At 72.8% G+C, this 26,094-nt stretch carries 24 protein-coding genes; 14 read left to right on the top strand and 10 right to left on the bottom strand.

Features of this window, described 5'->3' with window-relative positions; genetic code table 11:
• The first annotated feature begins 99 nt into the window (after nucleotides 1-99).
• Together AC230_RS18145 and AC230_RS18150 are read left to right on the top strand one after the other, a co-directional pair.
• Nucleotides 100-1,308 (top strand): cytochrome P450, encoded by a 1,209-nt coding sequence (locus AC230_RS18145; protein ID WP_049717325.1) that lies wholly within the window; start codon nucleotides 100-102, stop codon nucleotides 1,306-1,308.
• A 20-nt stretch (nucleotides 1,309-1,328) separates the two neighbouring features.
• Nucleotides 1,329-1,523, top strand: coding sequence for a ferredoxin (locus AC230_RS18150; protein WP_049717326.1), 195 nt, complete (start codon nucleotides 1,329-1,331; stop codon nucleotides 1,521-1,523).
• 44 nt (nucleotides 1,524-1,567) lie between these two features.
• On the opposite strand, the gene AC230_RS18155 is transcribed toward AC230_RS18150, so the two are convergent.
• Both AC230_RS18155 and AC230_RS18160 read right to left on the bottom strand, forming a co-directional pair.
• Nucleotides 1,568-2,473, bottom strand: coding sequence for a serine hydrolase (locus AC230_RS18155; protein ID WP_049717327.1), 906 nt, complete (start codon nucleotides 2,471-2,473; stop codon nucleotides 1,568-1,570).
• A gap of 117 nt (nucleotides 2,474-2,590) precedes the next feature.
• Nucleotides 2,591-3,796, bottom strand: coding sequence for a PucR family transcriptional regulator (locus tag AC230_RS18160; protein ID WP_049717328.1), 1,206 nt, complete (start codon nucleotides 3,794-3,796; stop codon nucleotides 2,591-2,593).
• A 190-nt stretch (nucleotides 3,797-3,986) separates the two neighbouring features.
• Between AC230_RS18160 and AC230_RS18165 the strand changes: the two genes are divergently transcribed.
• Both AC230_RS18165 and pruA read left to right on the top strand, forming a co-directional pair.
• On the top strand, nucleotides 3,987-4,913 hold the full coding sequence (locus AC230_RS18165; protein WP_049717329.1) for a proline dehydrogenase family protein: 927 nt from the start codon (nucleotides 3,987-3,989) through the stop codon (nucleotides 4,911-4,913).
• A gap of 107 nt (nucleotides 4,914-5,020) precedes the next feature.
• The gene (gene pruA, locus AC230_RS18170) at nucleotides 5,021-6,652 is read left to right on the top strand and encodes an L-glutamate gamma-semialdehyde dehydrogenase (RefSeq protein ID WP_049717330.1); all 1,632 of its coding nucleotides are present in this window, start codon (nucleotides 5,021-5,023) and stop codon (nucleotides 6,650-6,652) included.
• Between the two features lie 69 nt (nucleotides 6,653-6,721).
• On the opposite strand, the gene AC230_RS18175 is transcribed toward pruA, so the two are convergent.
• The gene (locus tag AC230_RS18175) at nucleotides 6,722-7,570 is read right to left on the bottom strand and encodes a DUF6415 family natural product biosynthesis protein (RefSeq protein ID WP_049717331.1); all 849 of its coding nucleotides are present in this window, start codon (nucleotides 7,568-7,570) and stop codon (nucleotides 6,722-6,724) included.
• Between the two features lie 208 nt (nucleotides 7,571-7,778).
• Here AC230_RS18175 and AC230_RS18180 point away from each other — a divergent pair, with 208 nt between their 5' ends.
• The 3 genes from AC230_RS18180 (at nucleotide 7,779) to AC230_RS33070 (ending at nucleotide 9,164) form a co-directional block, all read left to right on the top strand.
• The gene (locus AC230_RS18180) at nucleotides 7,779-8,618 is read left to right on the top strand and encodes a helix-turn-helix domain-containing protein (protein ID WP_198535555.1); all 840 of its coding nucleotides are present in this window, start codon (nucleotides 7,779-7,781) and stop codon (nucleotides 8,616-8,618) included.
• Nucleotides 8,599-8,826 carry a DUF397 domain-containing protein gene (locus AC230_RS18185; protein WP_049717333.1) on the top strand — a complete coding sequence of 76 codons (228 nt, stop codon included), beginning with the start codon at nucleotides 8,599-8,601 and terminating at the stop codon, nucleotides 8,824-8,826. Before AC230_RS18180 ends, AC230_RS18185 begins: the two co-directional genes overlap by 20 nt.
• A gap of 200 nt (nucleotides 8,827-9,026) precedes the next feature.
• Nucleotides 9,027-9,164 carry a hypothetical protein gene (locus tag AC230_RS33070; RefSeq protein WP_198535556.1) on the top strand — a complete coding sequence of 46 codons (138 nt, stop codon included), beginning with the start codon at nucleotides 9,027-9,029 and terminating at the stop codon, nucleotides 9,162-9,164.
• 23 nt (nucleotides 9,165-9,187) lie between these two features.
• Here AC230_RS33070 and AC230_RS18190 read toward each other — a convergent pair whose 3' ends face one another.
• The gene (locus AC230_RS18190; RefSeq protein ID WP_157868600.1) at nucleotides 9,188-9,370 is read right to left on the bottom strand and encodes a hypothetical protein; all 183 of its coding nucleotides are present in this window, start codon (nucleotides 9,368-9,370) and stop codon (nucleotides 9,188-9,190) included.
• 211 nt (nucleotides 9,371-9,581) lie between these two features.
• Here AC230_RS18190 and AC230_RS18195 point away from each other — a divergent pair, with 211 nt between their 5' ends.
• Both AC230_RS18195 and cimA read left to right on the top strand, forming a co-directional pair.
• Nucleotides 9,582-10,850, top strand: a complete 1,269-nt coding sequence (locus AC230_RS18195) for an MFS transporter (protein WP_107082178.1) — start codon at nucleotides 9,582-9,584, stop codon at nucleotides 10,848-10,850.
• A 282-nt stretch (nucleotides 10,851-11,132) separates the two neighbouring features.
• Nucleotides 11,133-12,743 (top strand): citramalate synthase, encoded by a 1,611-nt coding sequence (cimA, locus tag AC230_RS18200; RefSeq protein ID WP_049717336.1) that lies wholly within the window; start codon nucleotides 11,133-11,135, stop codon nucleotides 12,741-12,743.
• A 657-nt stretch (nucleotides 12,744-13,400) separates the two neighbouring features.
• Here the strand turns inward: cimA and AC230_RS18205 are convergent.
• Both AC230_RS18205 and AC230_RS18210 read right to left on the bottom strand, forming a co-directional pair.
• The gene (locus AC230_RS18205; protein ID WP_049717337.1) at nucleotides 13,401-14,486 is read right to left on the bottom strand and encodes a branched-chain amino acid aminotransferase; all 1,086 of its coding nucleotides are present in this window, start codon (nucleotides 14,484-14,486) and stop codon (nucleotides 13,401-13,403) included.
• Between the two features lie 214 nt (nucleotides 14,487-14,700).
• A complete protein-coding gene (locus tag AC230_RS18210; protein ID WP_049717338.1) occupies nucleotides 14,701-15,753 on the bottom strand; it encodes a 3-isopropylmalate dehydrogenase in 1,053 nt (350 codons plus the stop codon).
• Nucleotides 15,754-15,883: 130 nt separating this feature from the next.
• Here AC230_RS18210 and AC230_RS18215 point away from each other — a divergent pair, with 130 nt between their 5' ends.
• Nucleotides 15,884-17,464 carry a purple acid phosphatase family protein gene (locus AC230_RS18215; RefSeq protein ID WP_049717339.1) on the top strand — a complete coding sequence of 527 codons (1,581 nt, stop codon included), beginning with the start codon at nucleotides 15,884-15,886 and terminating at the stop codon, nucleotides 17,462-17,464.
• A 7-nt stretch (nucleotides 17,465-17,471) separates the two neighbouring features.
• Here the strand turns inward: AC230_RS18215 and AC230_RS18220 are convergent, their stop codons facing one another.
• Nucleotides 17,472-18,110, bottom strand: coding sequence for a TetR/AcrR family transcriptional regulator (locus tag AC230_RS18220; RefSeq protein ID WP_049717340.1), 639 nt, complete (start codon nucleotides 18,108-18,110; stop codon nucleotides 17,472-17,474).
• Nucleotides 18,111-18,195: 85 nt separating this feature from the next.
• Here AC230_RS18220 and AC230_RS18225 point away from each other — a divergent pair, with 85 nt between their 5' ends.
• On the top strand, nucleotides 18,196-19,692 hold the full coding sequence (locus AC230_RS18225; RefSeq protein ID WP_049717341.1) for an FAD-dependent monooxygenase: 1,497 nt from the start codon (nucleotides 18,196-18,198) through the stop codon (nucleotides 19,690-19,692).
• 2 nt (nucleotides 19,693-19,694) lie between these two features.
• On the opposite strand, the gene AC230_RS18230 is transcribed toward AC230_RS18225, so the two are convergent.
• The gene (locus AC230_RS18230; protein WP_049717342.1) at nucleotides 19,695-20,306 is read right to left on the bottom strand and encodes a YceI family protein; all 612 of its coding nucleotides are present in this window, start codon (nucleotides 20,304-20,306) and stop codon (nucleotides 19,695-19,697) included.
• A gap of 186 nt (nucleotides 20,307-20,492) precedes the next feature.
• Here AC230_RS18230 and AC230_RS18235 point away from each other — a divergent pair, with 186 nt between their 5' ends.
• From AC230_RS18235 to AC230_RS18245, 3 genes are all read left to right on the top strand, one after another.
• Nucleotides 20,493-22,835, top strand: coding sequence for a polysaccharide lyase 8 family protein (locus AC230_RS18235; protein ID WP_049717343.1), 2,343 nt, complete (start codon nucleotides 20,493-20,495; stop codon nucleotides 22,833-22,835).
• 211 nt (nucleotides 22,836-23,046) lie between these two features.
• Complete coding sequence (locus tag AC230_RS18240; RefSeq protein ID WP_049717344.1) at nucleotides 23,047-24,630, top strand: acyl-CoA carboxylase subunit beta; 1,584 nt, start codon at nucleotides 23,047-23,049, stop codon at nucleotides 24,628-24,630.
• Between the two features lie 16 nt (nucleotides 24,631-24,646).
• Nucleotides 24,647-24,838, top strand: a complete 192-nt coding sequence (locus AC230_RS18245; protein ID WP_049717345.1) for an acyl-CoA carboxylase subunit epsilon — start codon at nucleotides 24,647-24,649, stop codon at nucleotides 24,836-24,838.
• A 108-nt stretch (nucleotides 24,839-24,946) separates the two neighbouring features.
• On the opposite strand, the gene AC230_RS18250 is transcribed toward AC230_RS18245, so the two are convergent.
• Nucleotides 24,947-25,528 (bottom strand): GTP-binding protein, encoded by a 582-nt coding sequence (locus tag AC230_RS18250; protein ID WP_049717346.1) that lies wholly within the window; start codon nucleotides 25,526-25,528, stop codon nucleotides 24,947-24,949.
• Entirely contained in the window at nucleotides 25,509-26,045 is a 537-nt protein-coding gene (locus tag AC230_RS31225) for a DUF742 domain-containing protein (RefSeq protein ID WP_078871355.1), read from the bottom strand. The genes AC230_RS18250 and AC230_RS31225 overlap by 20 nt, the downstream gene beginning before the upstream one ends.
• Nucleotides 26,046-26,094 lie beyond the last annotated feature (49 nt).

Here is a 26,094-nt window from a genome sequence, read left to right on the forward strand (position 1 = left end):
ACCCCCCGGCGGCCGGCGGAGGCCAGGTGCATGGACGGGACCGCTGGATTCCGGTCTAATGGTTGCCTGAGGATACCAGTCCGCCGCCCGGAGGTCGCCATGACCGAAACCGCGCACAAACCGGCCCCCACCCTCACCTGGCCCCAGAGCCGCCACTGTCCCTACGCCCCGCCCCCCGCCTACCCCACCCCGGGCGAGGACGCCCCGCTCAACCGGATGCGGCTCTTCGACGGCCGCGAGGTCTGGCTCGTCACCGGGCACGCGGAGACCAGGGCCCTGCTCACCGATCCGAGGATCTCGGCCGACCGGCAGCGCGCCGACTTCCCCGTGCTGCTGCCGCGCAACCGGGACCAGCGATCGGTGGACCTGCCCCTGCTCGGCACCGACGACCCCCGCCACAACGAGCAGCGCAGGATGCTCATTCCGGGCTTCGGGCTGAAGAGGATCGCCGCCCTGCGGCCGGACATCGAGCGCACGGTCGGCACCCTCCTCGACCGCATGCTCGCCGCCGGCCCGGGGGCCGACCTCGTCGCCGCCTACGCCCTGCCCCTCCCCTCCATGGTCATCTGCGCACTGCTCGGAGTGCCCTACGCCGACCACGAGTTCTTCGAACGCTGCTCGCGGACGCTGCTCCTGGCCGAGGATGCGGACGAGGCGAACGCCGCCCGCGAGGAACTCCGGGCGTACCTGCGCCGGTTGCTGGAGGACAAGCGCGGCACCCCGGGCGGGGGGCTCCTCGACGGGCTGGTCAACGAGCAGTTGGCCGACGGCCGCGTCGACCGCGAGGAACTGGTGATGATGGCGCTGCTGCTGCTCATCGCCGGGCACGAGACCACGGCCAACATGATCTCCCTCGGGACCTACGCCCTGCTCCGGCACCCCGGCCAGCTGGCCGCCCTGCGCGCGGACCCCGCGCTGATGCCCGGCGCCGTCGAGGAGTTGCTGCGCCTGCTGTCCATCGCCGACGGGATGGTGCGGGTGGCCACCGAGGACGTCGAGGTGGGCGGGGTGACCGTCCGGGCGGGGGAGGGGCTGGTGTTCGCCACCCCGTCCGCCAACCGCGACCCGGCCGTCTACGAGGACCCCGGCGCCCTCGACGTCCGCCGCTCCGCGCGGCATCATGTGGCCTTCGGCTACGGCGTCCACCAGTGCCTGGGCCAGAACCTGGCCCGCGCCGAGCTGGAAATCGCCTTCTCGTCCCTGTTTGCCCGTATCCCCACGCTGCGGCTCGCCGTTGCCCCGGATGAGGTGCGCGCCAAGCCCGGCGGCACCGTCCAAGGACTGTTCGCCCTCCCGGTCACCTGGTGACCACGGAACGGAGTACGACCATGCGTGTCAGCATCGATTCGGATCTCTGCATCGGCTCGGGCCAGTGCGCCCTCACCGCACCGGCCGTGTTCGACTCGGACGACGACGGGTTCGGCCTCGTCCGGCCGGGCAGCGAGGACGGGCGCGGCGACCCGATGGTCAAGGAGGCGGTACGGGCCTGTCCGGTGCAGGCGATCACCTTCGCGGAGGAGTAGCCCCCTGGGGGAGGGCGCCGTACGGCACCCTCCCCCGGGCGCCGTCACGCCTGCGGCGGCATGACCTCCTGCGGGTGGGCCGGCGGGGCGATGACGCCGCCCCGCACCGCCGGGTTGACGTCCCGGTGGACCGCCCGCGCCACCGCCTGGATGGCGTCGATGCCGCCCTGCCAGGTGCGGTTGCCGTGGGTGAGCACGGACAGCGTGTACGTACGCCCGCCCGTGGTGAAGGCGCCGATGCTGTGCACCCGCCACAGCCCGTCCTTGCTGCGCTGCAGCCAGCCGTTCTTGACGTGGACCCTGGTGCCCTTGGGGGCGCCGGCCGGGGTGCCCCAGCGCTGCGAGGCGACGACCTTGTTCATCAAGTCCAGCGCGTAGGCGCGGGACGTGTCGTTCAGCAGCTTGTTGCGGCCGGTGAACAGGGCGAGGAGCTTCTGTTCGTCGCGGGCCGTGATCTGGGTCGTGCCCCAGGTCTGGTTCGGGACGGTCCGCGTCATCCCGGCCGCCTCGACGAACCGGGTGATCTTCGCCGTGGTGAGCTGGTTGCGCAGCGCCGTCGTGGAGTCGTTGTCCGACTCCGTGATCATCTTCTTGGCGAGGGTCTTCTCCCGGGAGGTCAGCGACCGCTTGTGCCGCTCCGCGTCCCACAGCAGCGTCCCGAGCACGATCGGTTTGAAGACGCTCGCGGAGTCGAAGCGCCGGTCCGCGTCGTACGTGCACGTCGTCTTCGTCGCCGGGTCGCTGAACGCGACGCCGGTCTTCCCCGCCCGGCCGCGCAGCGCCGCCGTGATGTCCTTGGTCAGCTTCTCCGCGAGGCCCTTCTTCGCGGACGTGCAGACGACCCCGGGGCCGGCGGCCGCGGCCGGCTCAGCCATGGCGAGCGGCGCGGCGAGCGCCCCCACGGCCACCGCGGCGGTCAGGGCGCGGCGGGGTATCGGGTGGTGAGTCATGGGTGGTTCCCCCCTGTGCTGGGTCGTGACGAGTCACCATGGGTGATCTCGAACCCCAGGACTCACACAGGAATCGCATAGTTGCACGAATGTGGTGCCGTGTTCGCCACACCGCCGTCACCCCAGCCGTGACGCCTTCAAGGTCATGTGCAGCAGCAGCCGGTCCTCGCCGTTGTCCAGGTCGAGGCCCGTCAGCTGTTCCACCCGGGACAGCCGGTAGTAGAGCGTCTGCCGGTGGATGCCGAGGACCGCGGCGGCGCGGCCCGCCTGGCCCGCGCAGTCCAGGTACATCTCGGCGGTGCGCGCGAGTTCGGCGTGCGGCCGTTCCAGCAGCGGCCGTACCGCCGGGTCGGCCGCCCGGTCCTGCGGCAGCCCGGTCAGCACCCGGTACGGGCCCAGCCCGCCCCACTCGGCCAGCGGACCCAGCCGGCGCTCCGCGGCCGCCGCCCGCGCGGCGGACAGCGCCTCGGCCCACGCGTCCGTCAGCTCCGCCAGCCCCCGCCGCGGCGTGCCCATCCCGGCCGAGGCCGGTCCGCCGGCCCGGGGCGAGTGCAGCAGCCGGTCCGCCGCCGCGCGCGCCGGGGCCGGCGCGGTCAGCGCCCGCAGCCGCACCAGCGCGGCCAGCGCCGCCGAGCCGTCCGGCAGGCAGCCGGGCACCGCGCACAGCGCCGCCACCCCCGAGCGCGCCGCGAACGCCGACCCCGGCTGCTCGCCCGCCCCCTCGTCCTCGTCCGTCCGCCAGGGCGCCACCGCCACCACGGCCAGCGGCCCGTCCGCCGCCTGCCCCAGCCCCTCCCGCAGGGCGGCCCGCGCCGCGTCCCGGCCGCCCGGCCGGGCGGTCAGCAAGTCCCGCAGCAGCTCGCCCAGTTCGGCGCCCGCGCGCGCCTCGGCGGCCAGCAGGGCGCCGATCCGGGCCGCCGTCTCCATCGCCTGCGCCACCCGCGGATCCGCCGCCTCCGGCCGTACGTCCAGACCCGCCAGCTGCTCGTCGTCCAGCAGCCAGACGTAACCGTGCACCACGCCCCGGTGCCGCACCGGCAGACAGATCCGCCCCTTGAACACCCCCGCCGCCGGGTCCGGCGGGATCCGCAGCGGCGCCACCGCCCGCGCGATCCCGAACCCCTCGAACCACGCCCGCACCGCGGCCGTCGACCGGCGTTGCAGGATCGACCGCGTCCGCACCGGGTCCATGGTCAGTTCCAGGTCGTCCTCGCCCCCGTGCGCCCCGAACGCGATCAGGCCGAAATCCCGGTCCTCCAGCGTCGCGGGAACCCCGAAGATCGCCGAGATCTCGTCCACGAGCTGCTGATACTCGCCCCGCATGGGCGTCCCCCGTTCACTTCCGTACGTCCCCGTCGCCGTGGCCCCCATTGTCATACATCTGTCTGAGATCCCGGCCACGGATGCGTGACAGCTGTCGATGGCTGCGCGCGGACGCCCTCTCTAGGTTTCACGATGAGTTACGTATGCCGTCTCCCGTCGTGGCGTCGGCCGTTCATCGTGGAGGTGCCCCGTGCTGGGTCCCGTGCTGCTCGCCGCGTCACGCAGCGACGTCATCCGCCGTATCGTGTCGGCCGCCCCGGTCACACGTCCGGTGGTTGACCGTTTCATTGCCGGTGAGGTCCTGGACGAATCCATGGCCGCGGTGCGGAAGCTGGACCAGCAGGGCCTGGAGGTCACCCTCGACCACCTCGGCGAGGACATCACCGACCGCTCCGAGGCGCTGCGCACCCGCGACGCCTACCTCGCGCTCGCCAAGGCGCTGGGCGCCGAGGGCCTGGGCGGGCGCGCCGAGATGTCGGTGAAGCTGTCCGCCTTCGGGCAGGCGCTCCCCGGCGGCCACGACATAGCCCTCGCCAACGTCACCCCCGTCGTCGAGGCCGCCGCCGAGGCCGGCACCACCGTGACCCTCGACATGGAGGACCACACCACCGTCGACTCCACGCTCGCCATCCTCGCCGAGCTGCGGAAGCGCTTCCCGCAGACCGGTGCCGTGCTCCAGTCGTACCTCTTCCGCACCGAGGACGACTGCCGCGCCCTGGCCGGCGAGGGCTCCCGGGTCCGCCTGGTCAAGGGCGCCTACAAGGAGCCCGCCTCCGTCGCGTACCAGGACAAGCGCGAGGTCGACCTCGCCTATGTGCGCTGCCTGAAGATCCTCATGGCGGGCAAGGGCTACCCCATGATCGGATCGCACGACCCGCGGATGGTCGCCATCGCCCAGGAACTCGGCCGCCGCCACGGGCGCACACTGGACGCGTACGAGTTCCAGATGCTGTACGGCATCCGTGAGGCCGAGCAGCAGCGGCTCGTCGCCGAGGGTCACCGCATGCGGGTGTACATCCCGTACGGCACCGACTGGTACGGCTACTTCATGCGGCGGCTCGCCGAGCGCCCGGCGAACCTCACGTTCTTCCTGCGCTCGCTGGCGACGCGCGGCTAGACCCGGCGCGCGGCCGGCCGCCACGCGCGGGCGGCCGCGCCACGCGACCCGCGGCCGACGGGCCGCCGTCACCCCGACCCCGACAACCCGACTAAGGAGACAAGGCCATGGACGCCGTCACCCAGGTCCCCGCCCCGGTCAACGAGCCGGTCCACAGCTACGCCCCCGGGTCGCCGGAGCGCGCCCGGCTGGAGGCCAAGCTCAAGGAGCTGGCGGGCAACCCGATCGACCTGCCGATGACCATCAACGGCGAGCGGCGGATGGGCGGCGGCGAGCCGTTCACCGTCGTCCAGCCGCATCACCACGCCGCGGTCCTCGGCACCTTCCGCAACGCCACCCACCAGGACGCCCAGGACGCGATCGACGCCGCCCTCGCCGCCGCCCCGGCCTGGCGCGCGATGTCCTTCGACGACCGCGCCGCGATCATCCTGCGCGCCGCCGAGCTGCTGGCCGGCCCCTGGCGCGAGACCATGGCCGCCTCCACCATGCTCGGCCAGTCGAAGACCGCCCAGCAGGCCGAGATCGACACCCCCTGCGAGCTCGTCGACTTCTGGCGCTTCAACGTCCACTTCGCGCGCCAGATCCTCGCCGAGCAGCCGGTCGCCAACTCCGCCGGCGTGTGGAACCGCAGCGACCACCGCCCGCTGGAGGGCTTCGTCTACGCGATCACGCCGTTCAACTTCACGGCCATCGCCGGCAACCTGCCGACCGCCCCCGCCCTCATGGGCAACGTCGTCGTCTGGAAGCCGTCCCCGACGCAGACGCACTCCGCCGTGCTGCTCATGCGCCTCCTGGAGGAGGCCGGCCTGCCCAAGGGCGTCATCAACCTGGTGACCGGCGACGGCGTCGCCGTCTCCGAGGTGGCCCTCAACCACCCCGAGCTCGCCGGCATCCACTTCACCGGCTCGACCAAGACCTTCCAGTACCTCTGGAAGACGGTCGGCAACAACATCGAGAAGTACCGGTCCTACCCGCGCCTCGTCGGCGAGACCGGCGGCAAGGACTTCGTCGTCGCCCACCCGAGCGCCGACCGCGCCGTCCTCAAGACCGCGCTCACCCGGGGCTCGTTCGAGTTCCAGGGCCAGAAGTGCTCGGCCTCCTCCCGCGCCTACATCCCCCGCTCCATCTGGGAGGACGGCTTCAAGGAGGAGTTCGCGGCCGAGGTCGACGGCATCGCCATGGGCGACGTCACCGACCTCTCCAACTTCATCGGCGCCGTCATCGACGAGCGCGCCTTCGCCAAGAACAAGGCCGCGATCGACCGCGCCAAGGCCGACCCGTCCTGCACGATCGTCGCCGGCGGCACCTACGACGACTCGGTCGGCTACTTCGTCCGCCCGACCGTCATCGAGTGCACCGACCCGGCCAACGAGGTCTTCACGACCGAGTACTTCGGCCCGATCCTCGCCGTCCACGTCTACGAGGACGAGGACTTCGACGCCATGCTGGAGCAGATGGAGTCCGTCTCGGCGTACGCCCTGACCGGCTCGGTCATCGCCAACGACCGCGCCGCCGCCGCCCACGCGATGGAGAAGCTCCGCTTCGCCGCCGGCAACTTCTACATCAACGACAAGTCGACCGGCGCCGTCGTCGGCCAGCAGCCCTTCGGCGGCGGCCGCGCCTCCGGTACGAACGACAAGGCCGGCGCCGCGTCCAACCTGATGCGCTGGGTCTCCACCCGCTCCATCAAGGAGACGCTCGTCCCGCCGACCGACTACCGCTACCCGCACATGGGCTGACCTTCGCCCTCCGGTACGCCGTCCGGTACGCCGCCGCCCCGGTCCCGCGCCGGGGCGGCGGCGTATCCGCTACGCGGCGACCGCGTACGCCGGTTCCCCGCGCCGGAGTTCGGCCAGCGTGCCGCTGCGCGCCGCCTCCAGGGCGGCCCGCACGCGGCGCGCCTGGTGCGGCGCGCAGTGCTCACCGAGCCCCCCGGCCGGGATCCAGGCGTAGCCGGTCAGCTCCGGCTCGCGGGGGAGCGTCACCTTGAGCCCGCCGCCGTCGAGCGGGACGGCCGCGTAGACGAAGCTCATTCCGGCCGGCGCCCAGTCCGCCGCGAGGAGCCGCGCCGGGCGGACGGCGAGACCCGTCTCCTCCCGCACGGTTCTGACCATCGCCTCCCAGGCCGGTTCGCCCCGCCGCGCCGGCCCGCCCGGCAGGCGGAAGTTGGCCCCGGGCCTGCCGTCGTACGACGGGGACACCATCAGGACGTCGTCCCGGCGGCAGATCAGCGCGAGCGCGCCCGCCGCGTTCTCCTCACGGACGTGGACCAGTCCCAACTTCTGCCGGTGACCGCGCAGTTCGCGCGTGATGAGCGCCAGGCTCCGGCAGTACGTGTACGCGGACTCCAGCCCGTGCCCCGGGCCGGTGCACCTCGCCCGGTAGGTGGCCTCGTCGGCCGCCTTCTCGGCGGCCACCCGGCGGGGGTCGTCCACGGGCAGCGACGTCCGCGCGGTGACCTTGACCCACGGGGCCCAGTCGCCGATGAACCGGCGGAGTGCCGCCGTGGCCGACTCCATGACCTCAGCGGTCGGCGGTGCGGTCGCGGTCAGGATCACGGCGGTGACCCGCTCGACCTCCGCCTCGGCCGCCGCTTCCGGGCGGGCGGCCGGGGGGTGTCCGGGGTCGGTCATGGCGGTACCGGGCCAGACGGGCATGGCGGTCGTTCTCCTAGGAGCGGCGATGATTTCTCCGGAACGCAGGTGTGGGCCGCTGCACGGCGGGCATCACCCAGGGGATTCGAACGCAGCGTCGGACGGCCGGTGTTGTGCGTCCCGGTTACGGTCTCCAGTATCGGGCCAGGCCCCTATGCTCAGCCTCATCGAGGAGTTGAGTGATCCACTGAGTCAAGTGGGGGATGCAACTATGGTTGATCCTGGGCCCGTTGACCCGTACCAGGCGCGCCTGGCCGAGCTCGGGCTCGCCATCCGCGATCATCGCGTGGCCAAGGGATGGACCCAGGCCCACCTGGGCAAGAAGGTCGCCCTGTCGAACACGGCGATCGCCCACTTCGAGGCGGGCAAGCATGTGCCCCGCCGGGATGTCGCCCGTCGTATCGATGACGCGATGGAAGCCGGTGGCCGCATCTGGAATTTGCGCGACGAACTCGATGACAATCCCGACGCGAAGTTGGTTCAGAGGGTCTTCGGATATGAGTCGAGAGCGGTCCGGATCCGCCACGCCAACGGCGTGATCCCTGCCCTGCTCCAGAGTCCCGAGTACGAACGGGCGATCATCGAGAAGAACATCCCTTTCCTGGGCGGGGACGCGGAGGACAAGCTCAGGCATCGAGCGCGTCGGCACGAGATCCTCAAGCGTCCGGATCCGCCCGCGTTCTCGGCGGTGCTCACCGAAGCCGCCCTCTACGCGGTGATTGGCAGCCGGTCGATCATGCGAGACCAACTCCTCGGCCTGATCGCCTCGTCCCAGAGGCCGGGGATCGAGGTGAGGATCGCACCGTTCGAGGGCAACGCCGACCTCGTGCAGGTCATGGGCGAGTTCTCAATCCTGGACCTTCCCACCGGAAGGACGGTCGTGTACGCGTCGTCCGGCGTCCGAGGACTCCTCGTCACGAAGCAGGAGGCCGTGGCCGGCTACACCGGCATCTATGATCAGCTTCTGACCAGGGTGCTCGACCCGGAAGCATCAAGGACGTTGATTCGCAGGGTAGTTAGGGAGACGTACAGTGAGCACCACTACACTTGACCTGGCCATAGCTACCTGGCGCAAGAGCTCCTACAGCCAGAGCAGTTCCGGCTGCCTGGAAATCGCGGAGCAATTCCCGCACACCCTGCCCATACGCGACTCCAAGGCCCCCGACCGGGCCCCCGTCATCGTTCCCCGCGCGACGTGGGCCGCTTTCGTGTCCGCCACGGACGGCGGCGCCCTCTCCGCCCAGGGCCGTCTCAGATAGTAGGAAGCCCGAGTAATCGGGCAGACATCGCGCCGCTCCTCGCTTAGCGTGGAAGCAGCCGATCGTTCCGCTCCATCGAGCGACGGCGGTCGTGGCCCCGTGCCCGAGGGCAGGTGACCCCTGCCGCACGCTGGGCTCCCGCCTGGTTTCCGGCTGATCGCATTTCCTCGTAGGACTCTTCCATCCAGAGGGGACGACTCATGGCCGAGACGAGTGCTGTCCGCAAGGTCCGCCGTGCGACGCGTGGTGCGGAGCGGGAGGCGGAACGGGTGAATGCGGCCGCGGCGGTGCAGCGGGCGCTGGACCGGCGGGACAACGGGGGTGTGACGGGGCACTGAGCTGCCCCGGGGCCGGCCCCGCGTCAGGCGTTGACCGTGGGTCTGCGGGTGTACGCGGCACGTGCCGCACCCGTGTCCGCGCTCGGCGTGGGAGCCGGACCGTAGGTGATCCGGTAGCCGCAGCAGTCGCACTTCTCGCTCTGCAGGACGCCGCTCTGGTTGACGGTCGTCACCTGGAAATCGCGGGGGCACCCATGCTCGGCCATTGTCGGGAGCACACGACCACCTCCATCGGTACGGAGGGAGCAAGGTAGCGCGGCCGGGGGAGGGCCGGCACTCGCACCGGTGTTCGCGGATCGTTGCCGCCCGGGGCCTTGTCCGGATCCCGGCCCTCGGCCACCGTGTCGGTTCATGGGACAGGCACAACCACACACCGCACAGCACTGGAAGAAGATCTGGATCGGCTCGGCCGGCAACATGGTCGAGTGGTTCGACTGGTTCGTCTACGCCAGTTTCGCCACGTACTTCGCCGGCTCCTTCTTCCCCGACGGCAACGACACCGCCAAACTCATGAACACGGCCGGCATCTTCGCCGTCGGCTTCTTCATGCGCCCGGTGGGCGGCTGGCTGCTCGGCAGGGTCGGTGACCGGCGCGGGCGCAAGGCGGCGCTCACGCTGACGGTCACGCTGATGTCGGCCTCGGCCGTGCTGATCGCCGTCGCGCCGACCTACGGCGTCGCCGGCTACGGCGGAGTCGCCGTGCTGCTGGTGGCCCGGCTGCTCCAGGGGCTGTCGGTGGGCGGTGAGTACGCGGCCAGCGCCACGTACCTCACCGAGGCGTCCGCCCCGGGCCGCCGGGGGTTCGCGTCCAGCTTCCAGTACGTGTCGATGACCGCCGGCCAGATCCTCGGGCTCGGCCTGCTGATCACGCTCCAGCACACGCTCTCCAAGGACCAGTTGCACGCGTGGGGATGGCGGATCCCGTTCGTCGTGGGCGCGCTCGGCGCGGCCGTGATCTTCTACCTGCGGCGCAACATGCTGGAGACGGAGGCGTACGAGGAGAGCGACGCCGCGGCGGCCGACCGCGGCACGATCCGGGCCCTGCTGCGGCACCGGCGCGAGGCGTTCCTCGTCGTCGCGCTGACGATGGGCGGCACGGTGGCGTACTACACGTACACGACCTACCTGACGAAGTACCTCTCCAACAGCGCCGGTCTGTCCAAGCAGACCGCGACGCTGGTCAGCTTCTTCGCCCTGATCGTCTTCGCGGCCCTCCAGCCGCTCGCGGGCGCCCTCTCCGACCGGATCGGCCGCCGCCCGCTGCTGATCACCTTCGCCGCCGGCTCGACGCTGCTGACCGTGCCGATCATGGCGCTGCTCAAGCACGCGGGTTCGTTCTGGCCCGCGTTGGGCCTGTCCGTGCTCGCGCTGCTCATCGTCACGGGCTACACGTCGATCAACGCCTGTGTGAAGGCGGAGCTGTTCCCGACGGGCGTCCGTTCGCTGGGCGTCGCGCTGCCGTACGCGCTCGCGAACGCGGCCTTCGGCGGGACGGCCGAGTACGTGGCGCTGTGGTTCAAGAACTCGGGCATCGAGTCGGGCTTCTCCTGGTACGTGGCCGGCTGCGCGGCGGTCTCGCTCGTCGTCTACCTGACCATGCGCGAGACGCGGGACATCGACCTCAAGGGGACGGGAAGGAGGGCGGCCCCGGAACCGGCCGCGGACGACGCGGTGCCCACATCCTGAGACGGACGCCCCCCGGGCTGGACAGGCGTGCCAGACTGCCCCCGTGCCCTCGCTGGTAACGATGATTGGCAGCAGGCGCGCCGGTCCGCAGTGACCGCCCGTACGCCACCCCCGTACGGCGCGGCCACCGTCGCCCCAGACCCGCGCGCAGACCCTTCGCACCCGCGAGGGGTCTTTTCGTTTCCCGGACCACCAGCCGCCGGGGCGGAGCGCGCGGGACCATGGAGGGCGGTGGAACCGGTCATTCCGGAGAGACCGAGATCCCGACAGGAGTCAGACAGCATGACGGACCCAACGGACGCCCCCGACGACGCCTTCCACATCTTCGACACGACGCTGCGCGACGGCGCCCAGCGCGAGGGCATCAACCTCACCGTCGCGGACAAGCTGACCATCGCCCGGCACCTGGACGACTTCGGGGTGGGGTTCATCGAGGGCGGCTGGCCCGGGGCCAACCCCCGCGACACGGAGTTCTTCCGGCGGGCCGGGGAGGAGATCGCCTTCCGGCACGCCCGGCTGGTCGCGTTCGGCGCCACGCGCCGGGCGGGGACGCGGGCCGAGGACGATCCGCAGGTGGCGGCGCTCCTCGACTCCGGCGCCCCGGTCGTCACGCTGGTCGCCAAGTCGCACGACCGGCACGTCGAACTGGCCCTGCGGACCACGCTGGAGGAGAACCTCGCGATGGTCCGCGACACGGTCGCCCACCTGCGGGCGCACGGGCGGCGGGTGTTCGTCGACTGCGAGCACTTCTTCGACGGCTACCGGGCGAACGCGGGGTACGCCCTCCGCGTCGTGCGGGCCGCGCACGAGGCCGGGGCCGACGTCGTCGTCCTCTGCGACACCAACGGCGGCATGCTGCCCGCCCACGTCGGCGCCGTGGTGGGCGAGGTGCTCGCCGCGACCGGGGCGCGGCTGGGCATCCACGCCCAGGACGACACGGGGTGTGCCGTGGCCAACACCCTCGCCGCCGTGGACGCGGGGGCCACCCACGTCCAGTGCACGGCCAACGGCTACGGCGAACGCGTCGGCAACGCCAACCTCTTCCCCGTGGTCGCCGCGCTGGAGCTCAAGTACGACCGGCGTGTGCTGCCGCCCGGCAGGCTCGCCGAGGCGACCCGCGTCTCGCACGCCATCGCCGAGGTCGTCAACCTCACGCCGTCGACGCACCAGCCGTACGTGGGGGTCTCCGCCTTCGCCCACAAGGCCGGGCTGCACGCCTCCGCGATCAAGGTCGATCCGGACCTGTACCAGCACATCGACCCCGAACGCGTCGGCAACACGATGCGGATGCTCGTCTCCGACATGGCCGGCCGCGCCTCCGTCGAGCTCAAGGGCCGCGAGCTCGGCATCGACCTGGGCGGCGACCGGGAGCTCGTCGGGCGCGTCGTCGAGCGCGTCAAGGAGCGGGAGGCGCAGGGCTATACGTACGAGGCGGCCGACGCCTCCTTCGAACTCCTCCTCCGCGCCGAGGTCACCGGCCGTCCCCTCCGCTACTTCCGCGTCGAGTCCTGGCGCGCGATCGTCGAGGACCGCCCCGACGGGACGCACGCCAACGAGGCGACCGTGAAGCTCTGGGCGAAGGGGGAACGGATCGTCGCGACGGCGGAGGGCAACGGACCGGTCAACGCGCTCGACCGGGCGTTGCGGGTGGCCCTTGAGCGCATCTACCCCGAGCTGGCGGCTCTGGAGCTGACCGACTACAAGGTCCGCATCCTGGAGGGGAGTCTGGGGACGGGGTCGATCACGCGGGTGCTGGTGTCGACGAGCGACGAGCGGGGGGAGTGGTCGACGGTGGGGGTCGCGGAGAACGTGATCGCGGCGTCGTGGCAGGCGTTGGACGACGCGTATGCGTATGGCTTGTGGCGTGCGGGGGTCGAGCCCCAGGCGGATTGATCCCCTCCCCGCCCGTTCACCGTTTCTCCCGGGGCTCCGCCCCTCGACCCGGCCCGCGCCGCCGCGCGGTGGGCGGGGCTGCGCCCCGGGACGGGTCCGCGCTCCGCGCGGTGGGTGGGCGGGGCTGCGCCCCGGGGCTCGGGCCGCGCTGCCGCGCGGTCGTGCGGGGCTTCGCCCCTGCGCCCCACCGGGGGCTTCGCCCCCTGGCCCCCTCGCCGGGGCTGCGCCCGTGGGCTCGGGCCGTGCTGCCGCGGGTGGGCGGGGCTTCGCCCCGGGGCCGCACGGGGTGCTGTGCCTTCCGGGCCTCTTTCCGGCGCTGCGCCCGTGGGCTCGGGCCGCGCTGCCGCGCGGTCGTGCGGGGCTTCGCCCCTGCGCCCCACCGGGGGCTTCGCCCCCTGGCCCCCTCGCCGGGGCTGCGCCCGTGGGCTCGGGCCGCGCTGCCGCGCGGTCGGCGGGGCTGCGCCCCGGGGCGGGTCCGCGCTCCGCGCGGTGGCGGGGGCTGCGCCCCCTGCACCCTCCCTGATCGCGGCTCCGCCGCTCGTCCTCAAGCTCCCCGGAGGGGGTACCCCCTCCGGGGAGCTTGAGGACAACCGCGCGGAGCGCGGTTGCGGGGTCCGGGCGCAGACCCGGGGTGAGGGGCCCAGGGCGGAACCCTGGTCAGGCCAGCTGGTGCATCCAGCCGTGGGTGTCCTCGACCGCGCCGGTCTGGATGTCGAGCAGCGCCTTCCGCAGACGCATCGTGACCTCGCCGGGCTGGCCGTCCCCGACGGTCCAGTCCGCGCGCGTGGACTTCACGGAGCCGACCGGCGTGATGACGGCGGCGGTCCCGCACGCGAAGACCTCCGTCAACGACCCGTCCGCGTTGCCGTTCTTCCAGTCGTCGACCGAGATGCGCCCCTCGGCGACCTCGTAGCCGAGGTTCTCCGCGATGCGCAGCAGGGAGGCCCGGGTGATGCCGGGGAGCAGCGAACCGGTCAGTTCGGGGGTCACGATGCGGTTCCCGTACACGAAGTACAGGTTCATGCCGCCCATTTCCTCGATCCAGCGCCGCTCGACCGCGTCGAGCCAGACCACCTGGTCGCAGCCCTTCTCCGCCGCCTGCGCCTGCGCGACCAGCGAAGCGGCGTAGTTCCCGGCGCACTTGGCGGCGCCGGTGCCGCCGGGCGCGGCGCGCACGTACTCCTCGGAGAGCCAGACGGAGACGGGCTTGACGCCGCCGGGGAAGTACGCCCCGGCGGGCGAGGCGATGACGACGAAGAGGTACTCGTTGGACGGGCGCACCCCGAGCCCGACCTCGGTCGCGATCATGAAGGGCCGCAGGTACAGGGAGGCCTCGCCGGAGGACGGCACCCAGGAACGGTCCTGCCGCACGAGCGCGTCGCACGCGTCGATGAAGGTCTCGACGGGCAGCTCCGGCATCGCGAGCCGCCGCGCGGACGCCTGGAAGCGCTTGGCGTTCTCCTCGGGGCGGAAGGTGGCGATCGTGCCGTCGGCCCGCCGGTACGCCTTGAGGCCCTCGAAGATGGCCTGCGCGTAGTGCAGGGTCATGTTCGCCGGGTCGAGGGAGAGCGGCGCGTACGGGACGAGCTGCGCCTCGTGCCAGCCCACGCCCTCGGACCACTTGATGGTGACCATGTGGTCGGTGAAGTGGCGGCCGAAGCCGGGGTTGGCGAGAATGCGCTCCCGCTCGGCGTCCGGCAGCGGCTGCGAGGAGGGCTTGAGTTCGATCGTGAGCGTGGTCATGGATGCGTGTCCTTCGCTTGAGGGTGCTGCGGACCGCGCTCACGCCGCCCCGGCTGGGTGCGGGACGTCCGGGCTTCGTCGCATCGTTTTCGCGGCCCCGTGTCCGATTATCGCTCGGACAGGGGTGTCAACGAAACGCCTGCGAACGCCGAAGATGCGCGCGGTCCGGTGGCCGTGGGGGAAACCGGACCGCGCGCGAGGGCGAACGGGCCGGTCAGGCCGTTACTCGGGCGACGAGCGCCGCCCCGGTCTCCTCGGTGGTCCGGGGAGCGGCGCCGTCCCGCGCCGCGAGGTCCTCGGCGACGGCCGTCTCGACGCGTACGGCCTCGGCCTCGTACCCGAGGTGCCGCAGCAGGAGCGCCACCGAGAGGACGGTGGCCGTCGGGTCGGCCGTGCCGGTGCCCGCGATGTCCGGCGCGGAGCCGTGGACCGGCTCGAACATCGACGGGAACGAGCCGTCGGGGTTGATGTTGCCGGACGCGGCGAGCCCGATGCCGCCGGTGACGGCGGCGGCGAGGTCGGTGAGGATGTCGCCGAAGAGGTTGTCGGTGACGATCACGTCGAACCGCTCGGGCCGGGTGACCATGAAGATCGTCGCCGCGTCCACGTGCAGGTAGTCGGTCGTGACCGCCGGGAACTCCCGGCCGACGCGGTCGAAGGTGTCCTTCCACAGCCGGCCGGCGTGCACGAGGACGTTGTCCTTGTGCACCAGGGTGAGCCGCTTGCGCGGCCGCGCCTGCGCCCGGGCGTAGGCGTCGCGCACCACGCGCTCCACGCCGTACGCCGTGTTGACGCTGACCTCGGTCGCGACCTCGGCGGGCGTCCCGGTGCGCAGCGATCCGCCGTTGCCCGTGTACGGACCCTCGGTGCCCTCGCGGACGACGACGAAGTCGATCCGGGGCGTGCCGGCGAGCGGGCCGGCCGTCCCGGGGAAGAGCCGCGACGGGCGCAGGTTCACGTAGTGGTCGAAGGCGAAGCGGAGCTTCAGCAGGAGCCCGCGCTCCAGCACGCCCGACGGGACGGAAGGGTCGCCGACGGCGCCGAGCAGGATCGCGTCGTGCTCCTTGAGAGACGCCAGCTCCGCGTCCGGCAGCGTCTCGCCGGTGGCGTGCCAGCGCCGGGCGCCGAGGTCGTACTCCCGGGTCTCCAGCTTCACGTCGGACGGGAGGACCGCCGTCAGGACGCGGAGGCCCTGGGCCACCACCTCCGGGCCGATGCCGTCACCGGGGATCACTGCGAGGCGCATGCTGCGCGTGCTGCGGGACATGACGGGACCGTACTCCGCCGTCCCGCTGGATGACACACCGCGTCCACCATGCGGACAAATTGCCAGCCGGTCAGGCAGAGTTCACCCGAAGTAGGTGACGAGGCCGCCGATACCTGGCACGTTTCGCGACATGGACACACCACGGGTAGGCATCCCCGAACGTCTCGCCGAGCGCATGACCATGCCCGAGCAGCACGAGTACCTCAGGAGCAGGCTCACCCGCCGTGGCGTGCTGCGCGCCGGCATGGCCGGCGCGGGGGCGGTCGCGGGCGCGGGGCTCCTCGGCGGCGGGCCGGGCGCCGCCGCGTACGCCGCCGGTCCCACGCTGGTCACCGCCCCGGCGTCCGGCCGCGTCAGCGGCGCGCTCGTCGCCCCCTACGGCCGTCACCTGGCCTTCGGCGCGGATCCGAAGACGCAGATGCGGATCTCCTGGCAGGTGCCCCTGGCCGTCCGGAAGCCCTTCGTCCGGGTGGGGCTCCACCCCTGGGACCTCGGCCGCAGAATCGAGGCCGAGGTGCGGCACCTGCACACCCCGGCCCTGCCCAGGAAGCTGCCCGCCGTCGACCAGTACTACCTGCACGCGGCGCTGGACAACCTCCGCCCGGGCACCACGTACTACTACGGCGTCGGCCACACCGGCTTCGACCCCGCCGACGCCCGCAACCTGGCCGCCACGGGGACCTTCCGGACCGCCCCGGCCCGGCCCGGGAAGTTCACCTTCACCGCCTTCGGCGACCAGGGCGTCAGCTACCACGCCCTCGCCAACGACCAGTTGATCCTGGGCCAGGACCCCGCCTTCCACCTGCACGCCGGCGACATCTGCTACGCCGACGACAGCGGCTCCGGGCGGCCGGACGACGTCTACGACGCCCGCACCTGGGACCAGTTCCTCGCCCAGACCGAGTCGGTCGCGAAGACCGTGCCCTGGATGGTCACCACCGGCAACCACGACATGGAGGCGTGGTACTCGCCCAACGGCTACGGCGGCCAGAGCGCCCGCTGGGCCCTCCCGTCCAACGGCTTCGACCACCGGCGCTCGCCCGGCGTCTACTCCTTCGTCTACGGCAACGTCGGCGTCGTCGCCCTCGACGCCAACGACGTCTCCTACGAGATCACCGCCAACACCGGCTACAGCGGCGGCCGTCAGACCGCCTGGCTGGACCGGCGGCTCCGCGAGCTGCGCTCCCACCGCGATATCGACTTCATCGTCGTCTTCTTCCACCACTGCGCCTTCTCGACGACCAACGGGCACGCCTCGGACGGCGGGGTCCGTGCCGCCTGGGTCCCCCTCTTCGAGAAGCACAAGGTCGATCTGGTCATCAACGGTCACAACCACGTCTACGAGCGGACGGACGCGATCCGGCGGGGCCGGGTGGGGCGCAAGGTCCCGATCGGCGGGACCGCCGACTCGTCGCGCGACGGGATCGTCTACGTCACCGCCGGTGGTGCCGGGAAGTCGCTCTACGACTTCCCCGTTCCCGACAGCTACGAGGGGCACGTCCACGAGCGTGACCATGTCGCCTCGTACTTCTGGGAGAAGGGGCGGGTCAAGCACCGCGAGACGGTGGAGTGGTCGCGTGTCCGGTACACGGGCTACTCCTTCCTCGCGGTGGAGTCCGAGCCGGGGCGGCGGGCGCGCCTGCGCGTGACGGCTCTCGCCGAGAGCGGGGCGCGGGTGGATCGCTTCGACGTGGTGCGGGTGGGGAGGTGACGGGGGGCTACCCCTCGAAGTGTCCGTCCAGGCCCGTGCCCAGCAGGTCGTACGCGAGATCCGCGTCCGCGTGGGCCTCCGGCAGGACGTCGGTGACCGGGCGGCCGGAGACCAGCTTGCGCCAGTTCTCCTGGGCGAGACGCTGGTGGACGGTCACGATCTGGGCCGCGGCGAGGCGCGCGACCGGGGCGGGCCCGCCCAGCGCCTCGGCCAGCAACTCCTCGTCGCGGGACGCGTAGCGCACGAGCCGCGCCAGCAGACTCGGTGTCGTGTAGAGCATGTCGTGGAAGGCCCGGACGCCGGGGTGGTCGGAGAGGCCCGTCACCGGGTCGTGCGCGTCCAGCCGCGCGTGGAAGTGGGCGCGGAGGGCCGCCAGCGGCGACCGCCCGTCCGGGCGGTCGCGGACGACGCGCGCGGCCTCGCCCTGGTGGTCCGCGATGCGGTGGAGGGCCAGGTCCTCCTTGGCGGGGAAGTAGCGGAAGAGCGTCGGCTTGGAGACGTCCGCCGCGGCCGCGACGTCCGCGACGGACACCCGGTCGAAGCCGTGCTCCAGGAAGAGCGCGATGGCCGCGTCCGAGAGCGCCTGCCGCGTCCGCTGCTTCTTCCGTTCGCGAAGCCCTGTCGTCGCCGTCTCGCCGGTGGTCATGCGGACACCGTACCACCGTCGGCGTTACCGGGAAAGAATTGTTACTCGGTTGCACTTTTGGTGGCCGCCGGGCTTTCATGGGCCCATGAACGACACCGACGTACTGATCGTGGGCGCGGGCCCCACCGGCCTGACCCTCGCCTGCACCCTCGCCCGCGCCGGAGCGGCCGTCCGGATCATCGACAAGTCGCCCGTCCCGCACCGGACTTCGCGCTCCAAGGGCGCCAACCAGCGCACCCGCGAGGTCTTCGCCGACCTCGGCCTGGGGGCGGCGTTCGACGCCGCGGGCGTCCGGCGCATGGTGCTGCGCAAGTACCGCGGCGGAGTCCCGCTGCACGACGCCGACGTCAACGAGGGCGCCGGGAGCACCCCCGAGGTGCCGTACCCGACCGGGCTGGGGATCCCCCAGTGGCGCACCGAGGAGATCCTGCGCGAGGGGCTCGCGGCGTACGGCGTGTACGTCGAAACGGGCTGCGCGATGGCGGAGTTGACGCAGGACGCGGAGCGCGCGACCGTCACGCTCGCCGACGGCCGCCGCATCACCGCCGCGTACGTCGTCGGCTGCGACGGCGGGCACAGCGCCGTCCGCCGCGCGCTCGGCGTGGCGTTCCCGGGCGAGACGCGCGAGGACCAGGCCGGCTGGGTCGCGGACGTCGAGGCGGACGGCCTCGACCGGGACTACTGGCACCAGTGGTTCGACGAGGACGGCGTCCTGCTGCTGTGGCCGATCCCGGGCACGAGGGCCTGGCAGTTGCAGAGTTCGGTGGAGCGGGACGCCGACGGCCGCGTCCTGCCGCCGTCCCTCGACGGCTTCCAGCGGCTCTTCGACCGGCACGCCCGCGTCCCCGGCGTCCGGCTCGCCAACCCGACCTGGCTCTCCCTCTACCGCGTCAACTCCCGCATGGCGGAACGCTTCCGGGCCGGCCGGGCCTTCCTCGCGGGCGACGCGGCGCACGTCCATCCCGTCGCCGGGGGGCTCGGCATGAACACCGGCGTCCAGGACGCCTTCAACCTGGGCTGGAAGCTGGCCCTCGTGGTCCGGGGGGAGGCGGGGGAGGCGCTGCTGGACAGCTACGACGAGGAGCGTCGGCCCGTCGCCGCCTGGACGCTGCAGTTCACCGGGGAACGGCTGAGGGCGGCGATGGAGGGCACGCGCACCCCCGGTGTCGGGACGGAGGTCGTGATCACGGACGACGGCTCGACGCTGGGCGTCGCGTACCCGTGGAGCTCCCTCGCCCGGGGCGGCCCGAAGGCGGGCGAGCGCGCGCCGGACGGCCGGGCCCGCGACGGCCGCCGGCTCCACGAGGCCTTCGCCGGGCCGCACTTCACGCTGCTCGGCTTCGGCGGGGGGAGCGGGCCGGCCCTGGCGGAGGCGGGGGAGCGGTGCCCCGGCCTGCTGCGCACCTGCGCGGCCGGCGACGCGGCCCGCGCGGCGTACGGGATCGGGGCCGGCGAGGACGCGCTCGTCCTCGTCCGGCCCGACCACCACATCGCGCTGAGCACGCGCGCCGACGGCCGGGGGGCCGCCGAGGTCGTGGACCTCCTGCGGCACCTCGGCCGCCGGGCGGTGCGGAGCGCCTGAGGTCAGCCCTGCGCCGGGACGCGGACCGCCGAGATGTCGAAGGTCAGCTTCACCTTGTCGCTGACCATGACGCCGCCCGCCTCCAGGGCCGCGTTCCAGGTCAGGCCCCAGTCGGAGCGCAGGATCTCGGCGGAGCCCTCGAAACCGACGCGCTCGTTGCCGTAGACGTCGGTGGCCGAGCCGTTGAACTCCAGGTCGATGGCGAGCGGGCGGGTGACGTCCTTGATGGTGAGGTCGCCGGTGATGCGGTAGCGGTCGCCGCCGAGGGCCTCGGCGGCCGTCGAGCGGAAGGTCATCAGCGGGAACCGCTCGGCGGAGAAGAAGTCGTCGCCCAGCAGGTGGGCGTCGCGGTCCTTGATGCCGGTGTCCACGCTGGCGATCCGCACGTCGAGTGCGGCGGAGGAGCGCGACGGGTCGGAGCCGTCGAGGTGGAGGGTGCCCTTGTGCTCGGCGAAGGTGCCCCGCACATTGGTGACCATCGCGTGGCGCACGGTGAAGCCGATGCTGCTGTGCGCGGGGTCGATCGTGTAGTCGCCGGTCAGGGCGGCCAGCGCGGGGTCGGTCACCGCCGCGGGGGCGGCGGGGGCGGCGGACTTGCGGGTGAAGAGGCCCATGGCGTTCTCCTCGGCGGGTCGGTGTCGACGGGGTCGGGGTTGTTGAATGTTCAACGAGAACGACCATAGCGCGATCTGGTTCAGGATTCAACATCTTGCGGTGGGTGAGCGGGGCCCGGGTTCTTGCGGGCCGTCCTCCCGGGTGGGACGGTGCCCGCACCCGTCGCACCCACCCCGAGGACCGTCATGCCTCCCGCCTGGAACCGCCGCGGCTTCCTCACCGCCGCGACCGCCTGCGCCCTCGGCCTCGTCCGGCCCCGACGCGCCGCCGCCGCCGACGAGTTCACCGCCCTCCGGCTGCGCTGGCGCGACCTCCTGCTCGGCACCGGCTTCGACCCCGGCGCCGAGCCCTGCGCCGGCGTCCTGCGCCGCACCGGGGCCGAGGCCCGCCTCCACCGGGAACGGATGCGCCCCGGGCCGTCCTCCCTCTGGCCCGACGCGCCCTTCGACCCGCCCGCCGGCATCACCCTCAGCTGCGTCCGGCTCCAGACCATGGCCCGCGCGTACGTCCAGCCCGGCACCGGGCTCACCGGGGACGCCGGGCTCCTCACCGACACCCTCGCCGGGCTCGACCACCTCCACGCGACCGCCTACCACGCGGGCGCCGCCCGGTACGGCAACTGGTGGGAGTGGCAGATCGGCGCGCCCCGGGCGCTGCTCGACACGCTCACCCTGCTCCACGACGCCGCCGGACCCGCCCGCCGCGCCGACTGGCTCGCCGCGGTCGGCCACTTCGTCCCGGACGCGGTGCTCGGCGCGTACACCGGGACCAGCACCGGCGCCAACCGCGTCGACCTCTGCCGCGTCGTCGCCCTGCGCGGCGTCCTCGGCGGCTCCGCCGAACGCACCGCCCTCGCCCGCGACGCCCTCTCCCCGGTCCTCCGCCTCGTCGACCACGGCGACGGGCTGTACGCCGACGGATCGTTCCTCCAGCACACCTGGGTCGCCTACACCGGCACCTACGGGCAGGTGCTGCTCGACGGCCTCGGCCGGCTCCTCGCCCTGCTGCGCGGCTCCCCCTGGGAGGTCACCGGCCCGGGCCGCCGGGTCGTCCACGACAGCGTCGAGCGGGCCTTCGCGCCGGTGATCCACGACGGGCTGGTGCTGGACGCCGTCTGCGGCCGGGCCGTCAGCCGGGGGCTCACCGCGGACGGCGGCGTCCCGCAGGGCGCCCGGCAGCGCGGCCACGCGCTCATCGCCTCGATCGCGCTGCTCGCGGCCGGGGCGGACCCCGGCGAACGCGCCCGCTGGCACGGGCTCGTCAAGGGCTGGGCGGCCCGCGACCCCCAACCCCTCCTCTCCGACGCGCAGTTCGGCACCGGTGACCTGGCGCGCCTCGTGGCCGTCCTCGACGGGCCGGCGCCCCCCGCGCCCCCGCCCGCCGGACACCGGCTGTTCCCCGCCATGGACCGGGCCGTCCACCGCGGACCGGGCTGGACCGCGAGCCTCGCCATGGCCTCCGACCGCGTCGCCCACTACGAGAACGGCAACGGCGAGCACCCGCGCGGCTGGCACACCGGCTCCGGGATGCTCACCTGGTGGGGGCCGGGCGGCGAGGACCCGTACGGGGACGGCTTCTGGCCCACCGCCGACCCGTACCGGATGCCCGGCACCACCGTCTCCACCAAGCGCCTCGCCGACGGCGAGGGCGGCCCCTGGGGCGCGCCGAGACCGGCCGTGCGCTGGGTCGGCGGGGTCACCGACGGGAGGTACGCCGTCGTCGGCCAGCACCTCAAGGGGCTCTCCTCCACGCTGGAGGCGCACAAGGCCTGGTTCTTCACGGACGACGCCGTCGTCTGCCTCGGCGCCGGGATCACCGCCCGCGACGGTGTCCCCGTCGAGACCGTCGTCGAGCACCGGCCGCTCGGCCGGGACGGCGACCCGCGGCTGACCGTGGACGGCCGGGTCCACCGCGGGCGGGACGAGGTCCTCCGCCGCGTCCGCTGGGTGCATCTGGAGGGGCACGGGGGCTGGGTCCTGCCCGGCGGCGCCGAGCTGGGCATCCTGCGCGAGAGCCGCACCGGGGCCTGGCGGGACGTCAACGCCGCGGGCTCGGCGCGGCCGCTCACCCGGCGCTACCTGACGCTCCGGCACCCGCACGGCACCGACCCCGTGTCCGGCTCGTACGTCTATGTGCTGCTGCCGGGGGCGTCCGCCACCGAGGTGGCGGCCGCGGCGGGCGGCGCCCGGTGGACCGTCCTCGCCAACTCGGCCGCCTGCCAGGCCGTCCGGCTCGGGCCGGCCGGGGTCACGGCGGCCGCCTTCCGGCGCGCCGGTACGGTGGCGGACCTCACCGTCTCCGCGCCCGCCGCCGTGCTCGTACGGCGGCGGGGCCCGCGGACGGTCCTCCACCTCGCCGAGCCGCCGCGCTCGGGCGCTCCGGTCGAGCTGGTCTGGAACCGTCCCGTCCGCCGGGTCGTGGCGCACGACGCGTCCGTACGGGTGCGGGCCGCCGGCGCGGCCCTGCGCCTGACGATCACGCCGGGGACGGCCTGCGCGGGGCACCGCTGCGAGGTCGAGACCGGTTAGGGCCGGGGGACCTCCGGGCGGCCGTCAAGCCCCGGGGTGCACGGCGGAAAGCGCGCACCTTTGTGGAGTACCCACAGCGTGGGACGCCCCGGCGCACGCCGGTTCCTGATAGGGGACCGTGGCTTTCTGTACCGCCTGCCCACCAAATCGCGCACAGCCTTGTTCGGAGTCGACATGATGTTCCGGAGGCGATGCCGCGTACCGTCTATCCATGAGCAATCTCGAAGGTGCGCCCGAAGAGGCGAGTGACGTCCGCGGGCGCGTCGCCGAGCTGCACGCCATCCGCGAGCAGGTTCGGCGTGGTCCCAGCGACCGGGCTACCCAGGCACAGAAGGCCAAGGGGAAGCTGACGGCCCGCGAGCGTATCGATCTGCTGCTGGACGAGGGCTCCTTCTGCGAGGTCGAGCCGCTGCGGCGGCACCGGGCCACCGGGTTCGGCCTGGAGGCCAAGAAGCCGTACACCGACGGTGTGATCACCGGCTGGGGCACCGTCCACGGCCGTACGGTCTTCGTCTACGCCCATGACTTCCGGATCTTCGGCGGCGCGCTGGGCGAGGCCCACGCCACCAAGATCCACAAGATCATGGACATGGCCATCGCCGCCGGCGCCCCCCTGGTCTCGCTCAACGACGGCGCCGGCGCCCGCATCCAGGAGGGCGTCTCCGCGCTGGCCGGCTACGGCGGCATCTTCCAGCGCAACACCAAGGCGTCGGGCGTCATCCCGCAGATCTCGGTGATGCTCGGCCCGTGCGCGGGCGGCGCGGCCTACTCGCCGGCCCTGACCGACTTCGTCTTCATGGTCCGCGAGACCTCGCAGATGTTCATCACCGGCCCGGACGTGGTCAAGGCGGTGACCGGCGAGGAGATCACGCAGAACGGGCTCGGCGGCGCGGACGTGCACGCCGAGACCTCCGGCGTCGCGCACTTCGCCTACGACGACGAGGAGACCTGCCTGGAGGAGGTCCGCTACCTCCTCTCGCTCCTCCCGCAGAACAACCGCGAGAACCCGCCGCGGGTCGTCTGCGAGGACCCGGCCGACCGCACCGGCGAGGCCCTGCTGGACCTCGTCCCCGCGGACGGCAACCGGCCCTACGACATGCGCAAGGTCATCGAGGAGATCGTCGACGACGGCGAGTACCTCGAGGTCCACGAGCGCTGGGCCACCAACATCATCGTGGCCCTGGCCCGGCTCGACGGCCAGGTCGTCGGCGTCATCGCCAACCAGCCGCAGTCCCTCGCCGGTGTCCTCGACATCGAGGCGTCGGAGAAGGCGGCGCGGTTCATCCAGATGTGCGACGCCTTCAACATCCCCATCGTCACCCTTCTGGACGTACCCGGCTTCCTGCCGGGCGTCGACCAGGAGCACGGCGGGATCATCCGGCACGGCGCCAAGCTGCTCTACGCCTACTGCAACGCGACCGTGCCGCGGATCTCCGTGATCCTGCGCAAGGCGTACGGCGGCGCGTACATCGTCATGGACTCGCAGTCGATCGGCGCGGACCTCACGTTCGCCTGGCCGACCAACGAGATCGCCGTCATGGGCGCCGAGGGCGCCGCCAACGTCATCTTCCGCAAGCAGATCGCCGAGGCCGACGATCCGGACGCGATGCGGTCCCGCATGGTCAAGGAGTACAAGGCCGAGCTCATGCACCCGTACTACGCGGCCGAGCGCGGTCTCGTGGACGACGTCATCGACCCGGTCGAGACCCGGCAGGTGCTCATCCGGTCGCTGGCGATGCTCGCCACCAAGCACGCGGACCTGCCGTCGCGCAAGCACGGCAACCCGCCCCAGTAGAAGGAACCGAAGCGACATGACTGACACGCTCGTCCGCGTGGAGAAGGGCCAGGCCGGGCCCGAGGAGCTCGCCGCCGTCACGGCCGTGCTGCTCGCCCGCGCCTCGGCCGGGGCGGCCGCCGTGCCGGCGCCTCGGCGGTCCGCGGCGACCTGGCGGCGCCTCGAGCGGTCCGCCGGCTTCACGGCGGCCCACAGCTGGCAGGGCTGACGCCCGCACGCATGCGAAGGGCCCGCGCCCCGGGGAGGGGGTGCGGGCCCTTCCGGCTTCGCCGGAACGACGCCCCAGCCCCTCTGGGGGAGGGGGTGGGGCGAATCCCTACCGCAGGCGCGCCATCAGCGCATGCTCCACGAGCGTGATGAGCGCGCTCTTCGCCTCGTTGCGATGACGGGCGTCCGTCGTGATGATCGGCGCGTCGGGGCCGATCTGCAGCGCCTCGCGCACCTCGTCCGGCGTATACGGCTGATGCCCGTCGAAGCCGTTCAGCGCGATGACGAACGGCAGGCCGCTGTTCTCGAAGTAGTCGACCGCCGGGAAGCAGTCGGCGAGCCGCCGGGTGTCGACCAGGACGACCGCCCCGATGGCACCGCGGACGAGGTCGTCCCACATGAACCAGAACCGGTCCTGCCCGGGCGTGCCGAACAGGTAGAGGATCAGGTCCTGGTCCAGGGTGATACGGCCGAAGTCCATCGCCACGGTCGTCGTGGTCTTGTCCGGCGCGTGCGTGAGGTCGTCGATGCCCGCCGACGCGGACGTCATCACGGCCTCCGTGCGCAGCGGGTTGATCTCCGAGACCGCGCCGACGAACGTGGTCTTGCCCACGCCGAAGCCACCGGCCACCACGATCTTCGCGGAGGTGGTGGAGCGGGCTGCCTCGCCGCTAGAGGTTCCGAAGTCCACTGAGCACCCTTTCGAGCAGTGTCACGTCAGGCTGGCCGCCGGCGGCCGCGTCGCCGCCGGGCTGATGAATGGCGACGAGCCCGGCCTCGGCCAAGTCGGCGACGAGGATTCGGGCGACGCCGAGCGGGATGGACAGAAGTGCGGAGATCTCGGCGACCGACTTGATCTCGCGGCACAGATGGCAGATGCGCTGGTGCTCCGGCAACTGCCCCTGGAGGCGGTCCGGCTGGGCCGTGGTGTGCACCAGCGCCTCGATGGCGAGCTGGTAGCGGGGCCGCGTCCGGCCGCCGGTCATGGCGTACGGACGGACCAGCGGGCTCTGCTTGTTGCCGGCCGGCGCGCCGGGGCGCCGGTGCTGGCCCCTGCCCTGGCCCGCCGCCGGGGGCGGGGGCGGGTAGGCGGCCGGGGGTTCGGGCTGGGCCCGTGGCGTGGGCGCGGAGGGGAAGTTGAAGCGGTTCAGCGGCAGTCCTGCCTGCTGATCATTGCCATACGGGTAACCGCCTGGGGGCGTTGCCACGTCTCCTCCTCCGAGCTTCCTGTCTGCTGCTGGTCGCGCCACCGCACCT

Source organism: Streptomyces caatingaensis (assembly GCF_001187435.1).
GTDB classification, from domain to species: Bacteria; Actinomycetota; Actinomycetes; order Streptomycetales; family Streptomycetaceae; genus Streptomyces; species Streptomyces caatingaensis.

What these genes read in the sequence shown, in the direction of transcription:
- AC230_RS18145 (WP_049717325.1), top strand. Translation starts at nt 100, where the DNA reads ATGACCGAAACCGCGCACAAACCGGCCCCCACCCTCACCTGGCCCCAG.
- AC230_RS18150 (WP_049717326.1), top strand. Translation starts at nt 1,329, where the DNA reads ATGCGTGTCAGCATCGATTCGGATCTCTGCATCGGCTCGGGCCAGTGC.
- AC230_RS18155 (WP_049717327.1), bottom strand. Translation starts at nt 2,473, where the DNA reads ATGACTCACCACCCGATACCCCGCCGCGCCCTGACCGCCGCGGTGGCC.
- AC230_RS18160 (WP_049717328.1), bottom strand. Translation starts at nt 3,796, where the DNA reads ATGCGGGGCGAGTATCAGCAGCTCGTGGACGAGATCTCGGCGATCTTC.
- pruA (WP_049717330.1), top strand. Translation starts at nt 5,021, where the DNA reads ATGGACGCCGTCACCCAGGTCCCCGCCCCGGTCAACGAGCCGGTCCAC.
- AC230_RS18175 (WP_049717331.1), bottom strand. Translation starts at nt 7,570, where the DNA reads ATGCCCGTCTGGCCCGGTACCGCCATGACCGACCCCGGACACCCCCCG.
- AC230_RS18180 (WP_198535555.1), top strand. Translation starts at nt 7,779, where the DNA reads ATGGTTGATCCTGGGCCCGTTGACCCGTACCAGGCGCGCCTGGCCGAG.
- AC230_RS33070 (WP_198535556.1), top strand. Translation starts at nt 9,027, where the DNA reads ATGGCCGAGACGAGTGCTGTCCGCAAGGTCCGCCGTGCGACGCGTGGT.
- AC230_RS18190 (WP_157868600.1), bottom strand. Translation starts at nt 9,370, where the DNA reads ATGGCCGAGCATGGGTGCCCCCGCGATTTCCAGGTGACGACCGTCAAC.
- AC230_RS18195 (WP_107082178.1), top strand. Translation starts at nt 9,582, where the DNA reads ATGGTCGAGTGGTTCGACTGGTTCGTCTACGCCAGTTTCGCCACGTAC.
- cimA (WP_049717336.1), top strand. Translation starts at nt 11,133, where the DNA reads ATGACGGACCCAACGGACGCCCCCGACGACGCCTTCCACATCTTCGAC.
- AC230_RS18205 (WP_049717337.1), bottom strand. Translation starts at nt 14,486, where the DNA reads ATGACCACGCTCACGATCGAACTCAAGCCCTCCTCGCAGCCGCTGCCG.
- AC230_RS18210 (WP_049717338.1), bottom strand. Translation starts at nt 15,753, where the DNA reads ATGTCCCGCAGCACGCGCAGCATGCGCCTCGCAGTGATCCCCGGTGAC.
- AC230_RS18215 (WP_049717339.1), top strand. Translation starts at nt 15,884, where the DNA reads ATGGACACACCACGGGTAGGCATCCCCGAACGTCTCGCCGAGCGCATG.
- AC230_RS18220 (WP_049717340.1), bottom strand. Translation starts at nt 18,110, where the DNA reads ATGACCACCGGCGAGACGGCGACGACAGGGCTTCGCGAACGGAAGAAG.
- AC230_RS18225 (WP_049717341.1), top strand. Translation starts at nt 18,196, where the DNA reads ATGAACGACACCGACGTACTGATCGTGGGCGCGGGCCCCACCGGCCTG.
- AC230_RS18230 (WP_049717342.1), bottom strand. Translation starts at nt 20,306, where the DNA reads ATGGGCCTCTTCACCCGCAAGTCCGCCGCCCCCGCCGCCCCCGCGGCG.
- AC230_RS18235 (WP_049717343.1), top strand. Translation starts at nt 20,493, where the DNA reads ATGCCTCCCGCCTGGAACCGCCGCGGCTTCCTCACCGCCGCGACCGCC.
- AC230_RS18240 (WP_049717344.1), top strand. Translation starts at nt 23,047, where the DNA reads ATGAGCAATCTCGAAGGTGCGCCCGAAGAGGCGAGTGACGTCCGCGGG.
- AC230_RS18245 (WP_049717345.1), top strand. Translation starts at nt 24,647, where the DNA reads ATGACTGACACGCTCGTCCGCGTGGAGAAGGGCCAGGCCGGGCCCGAG.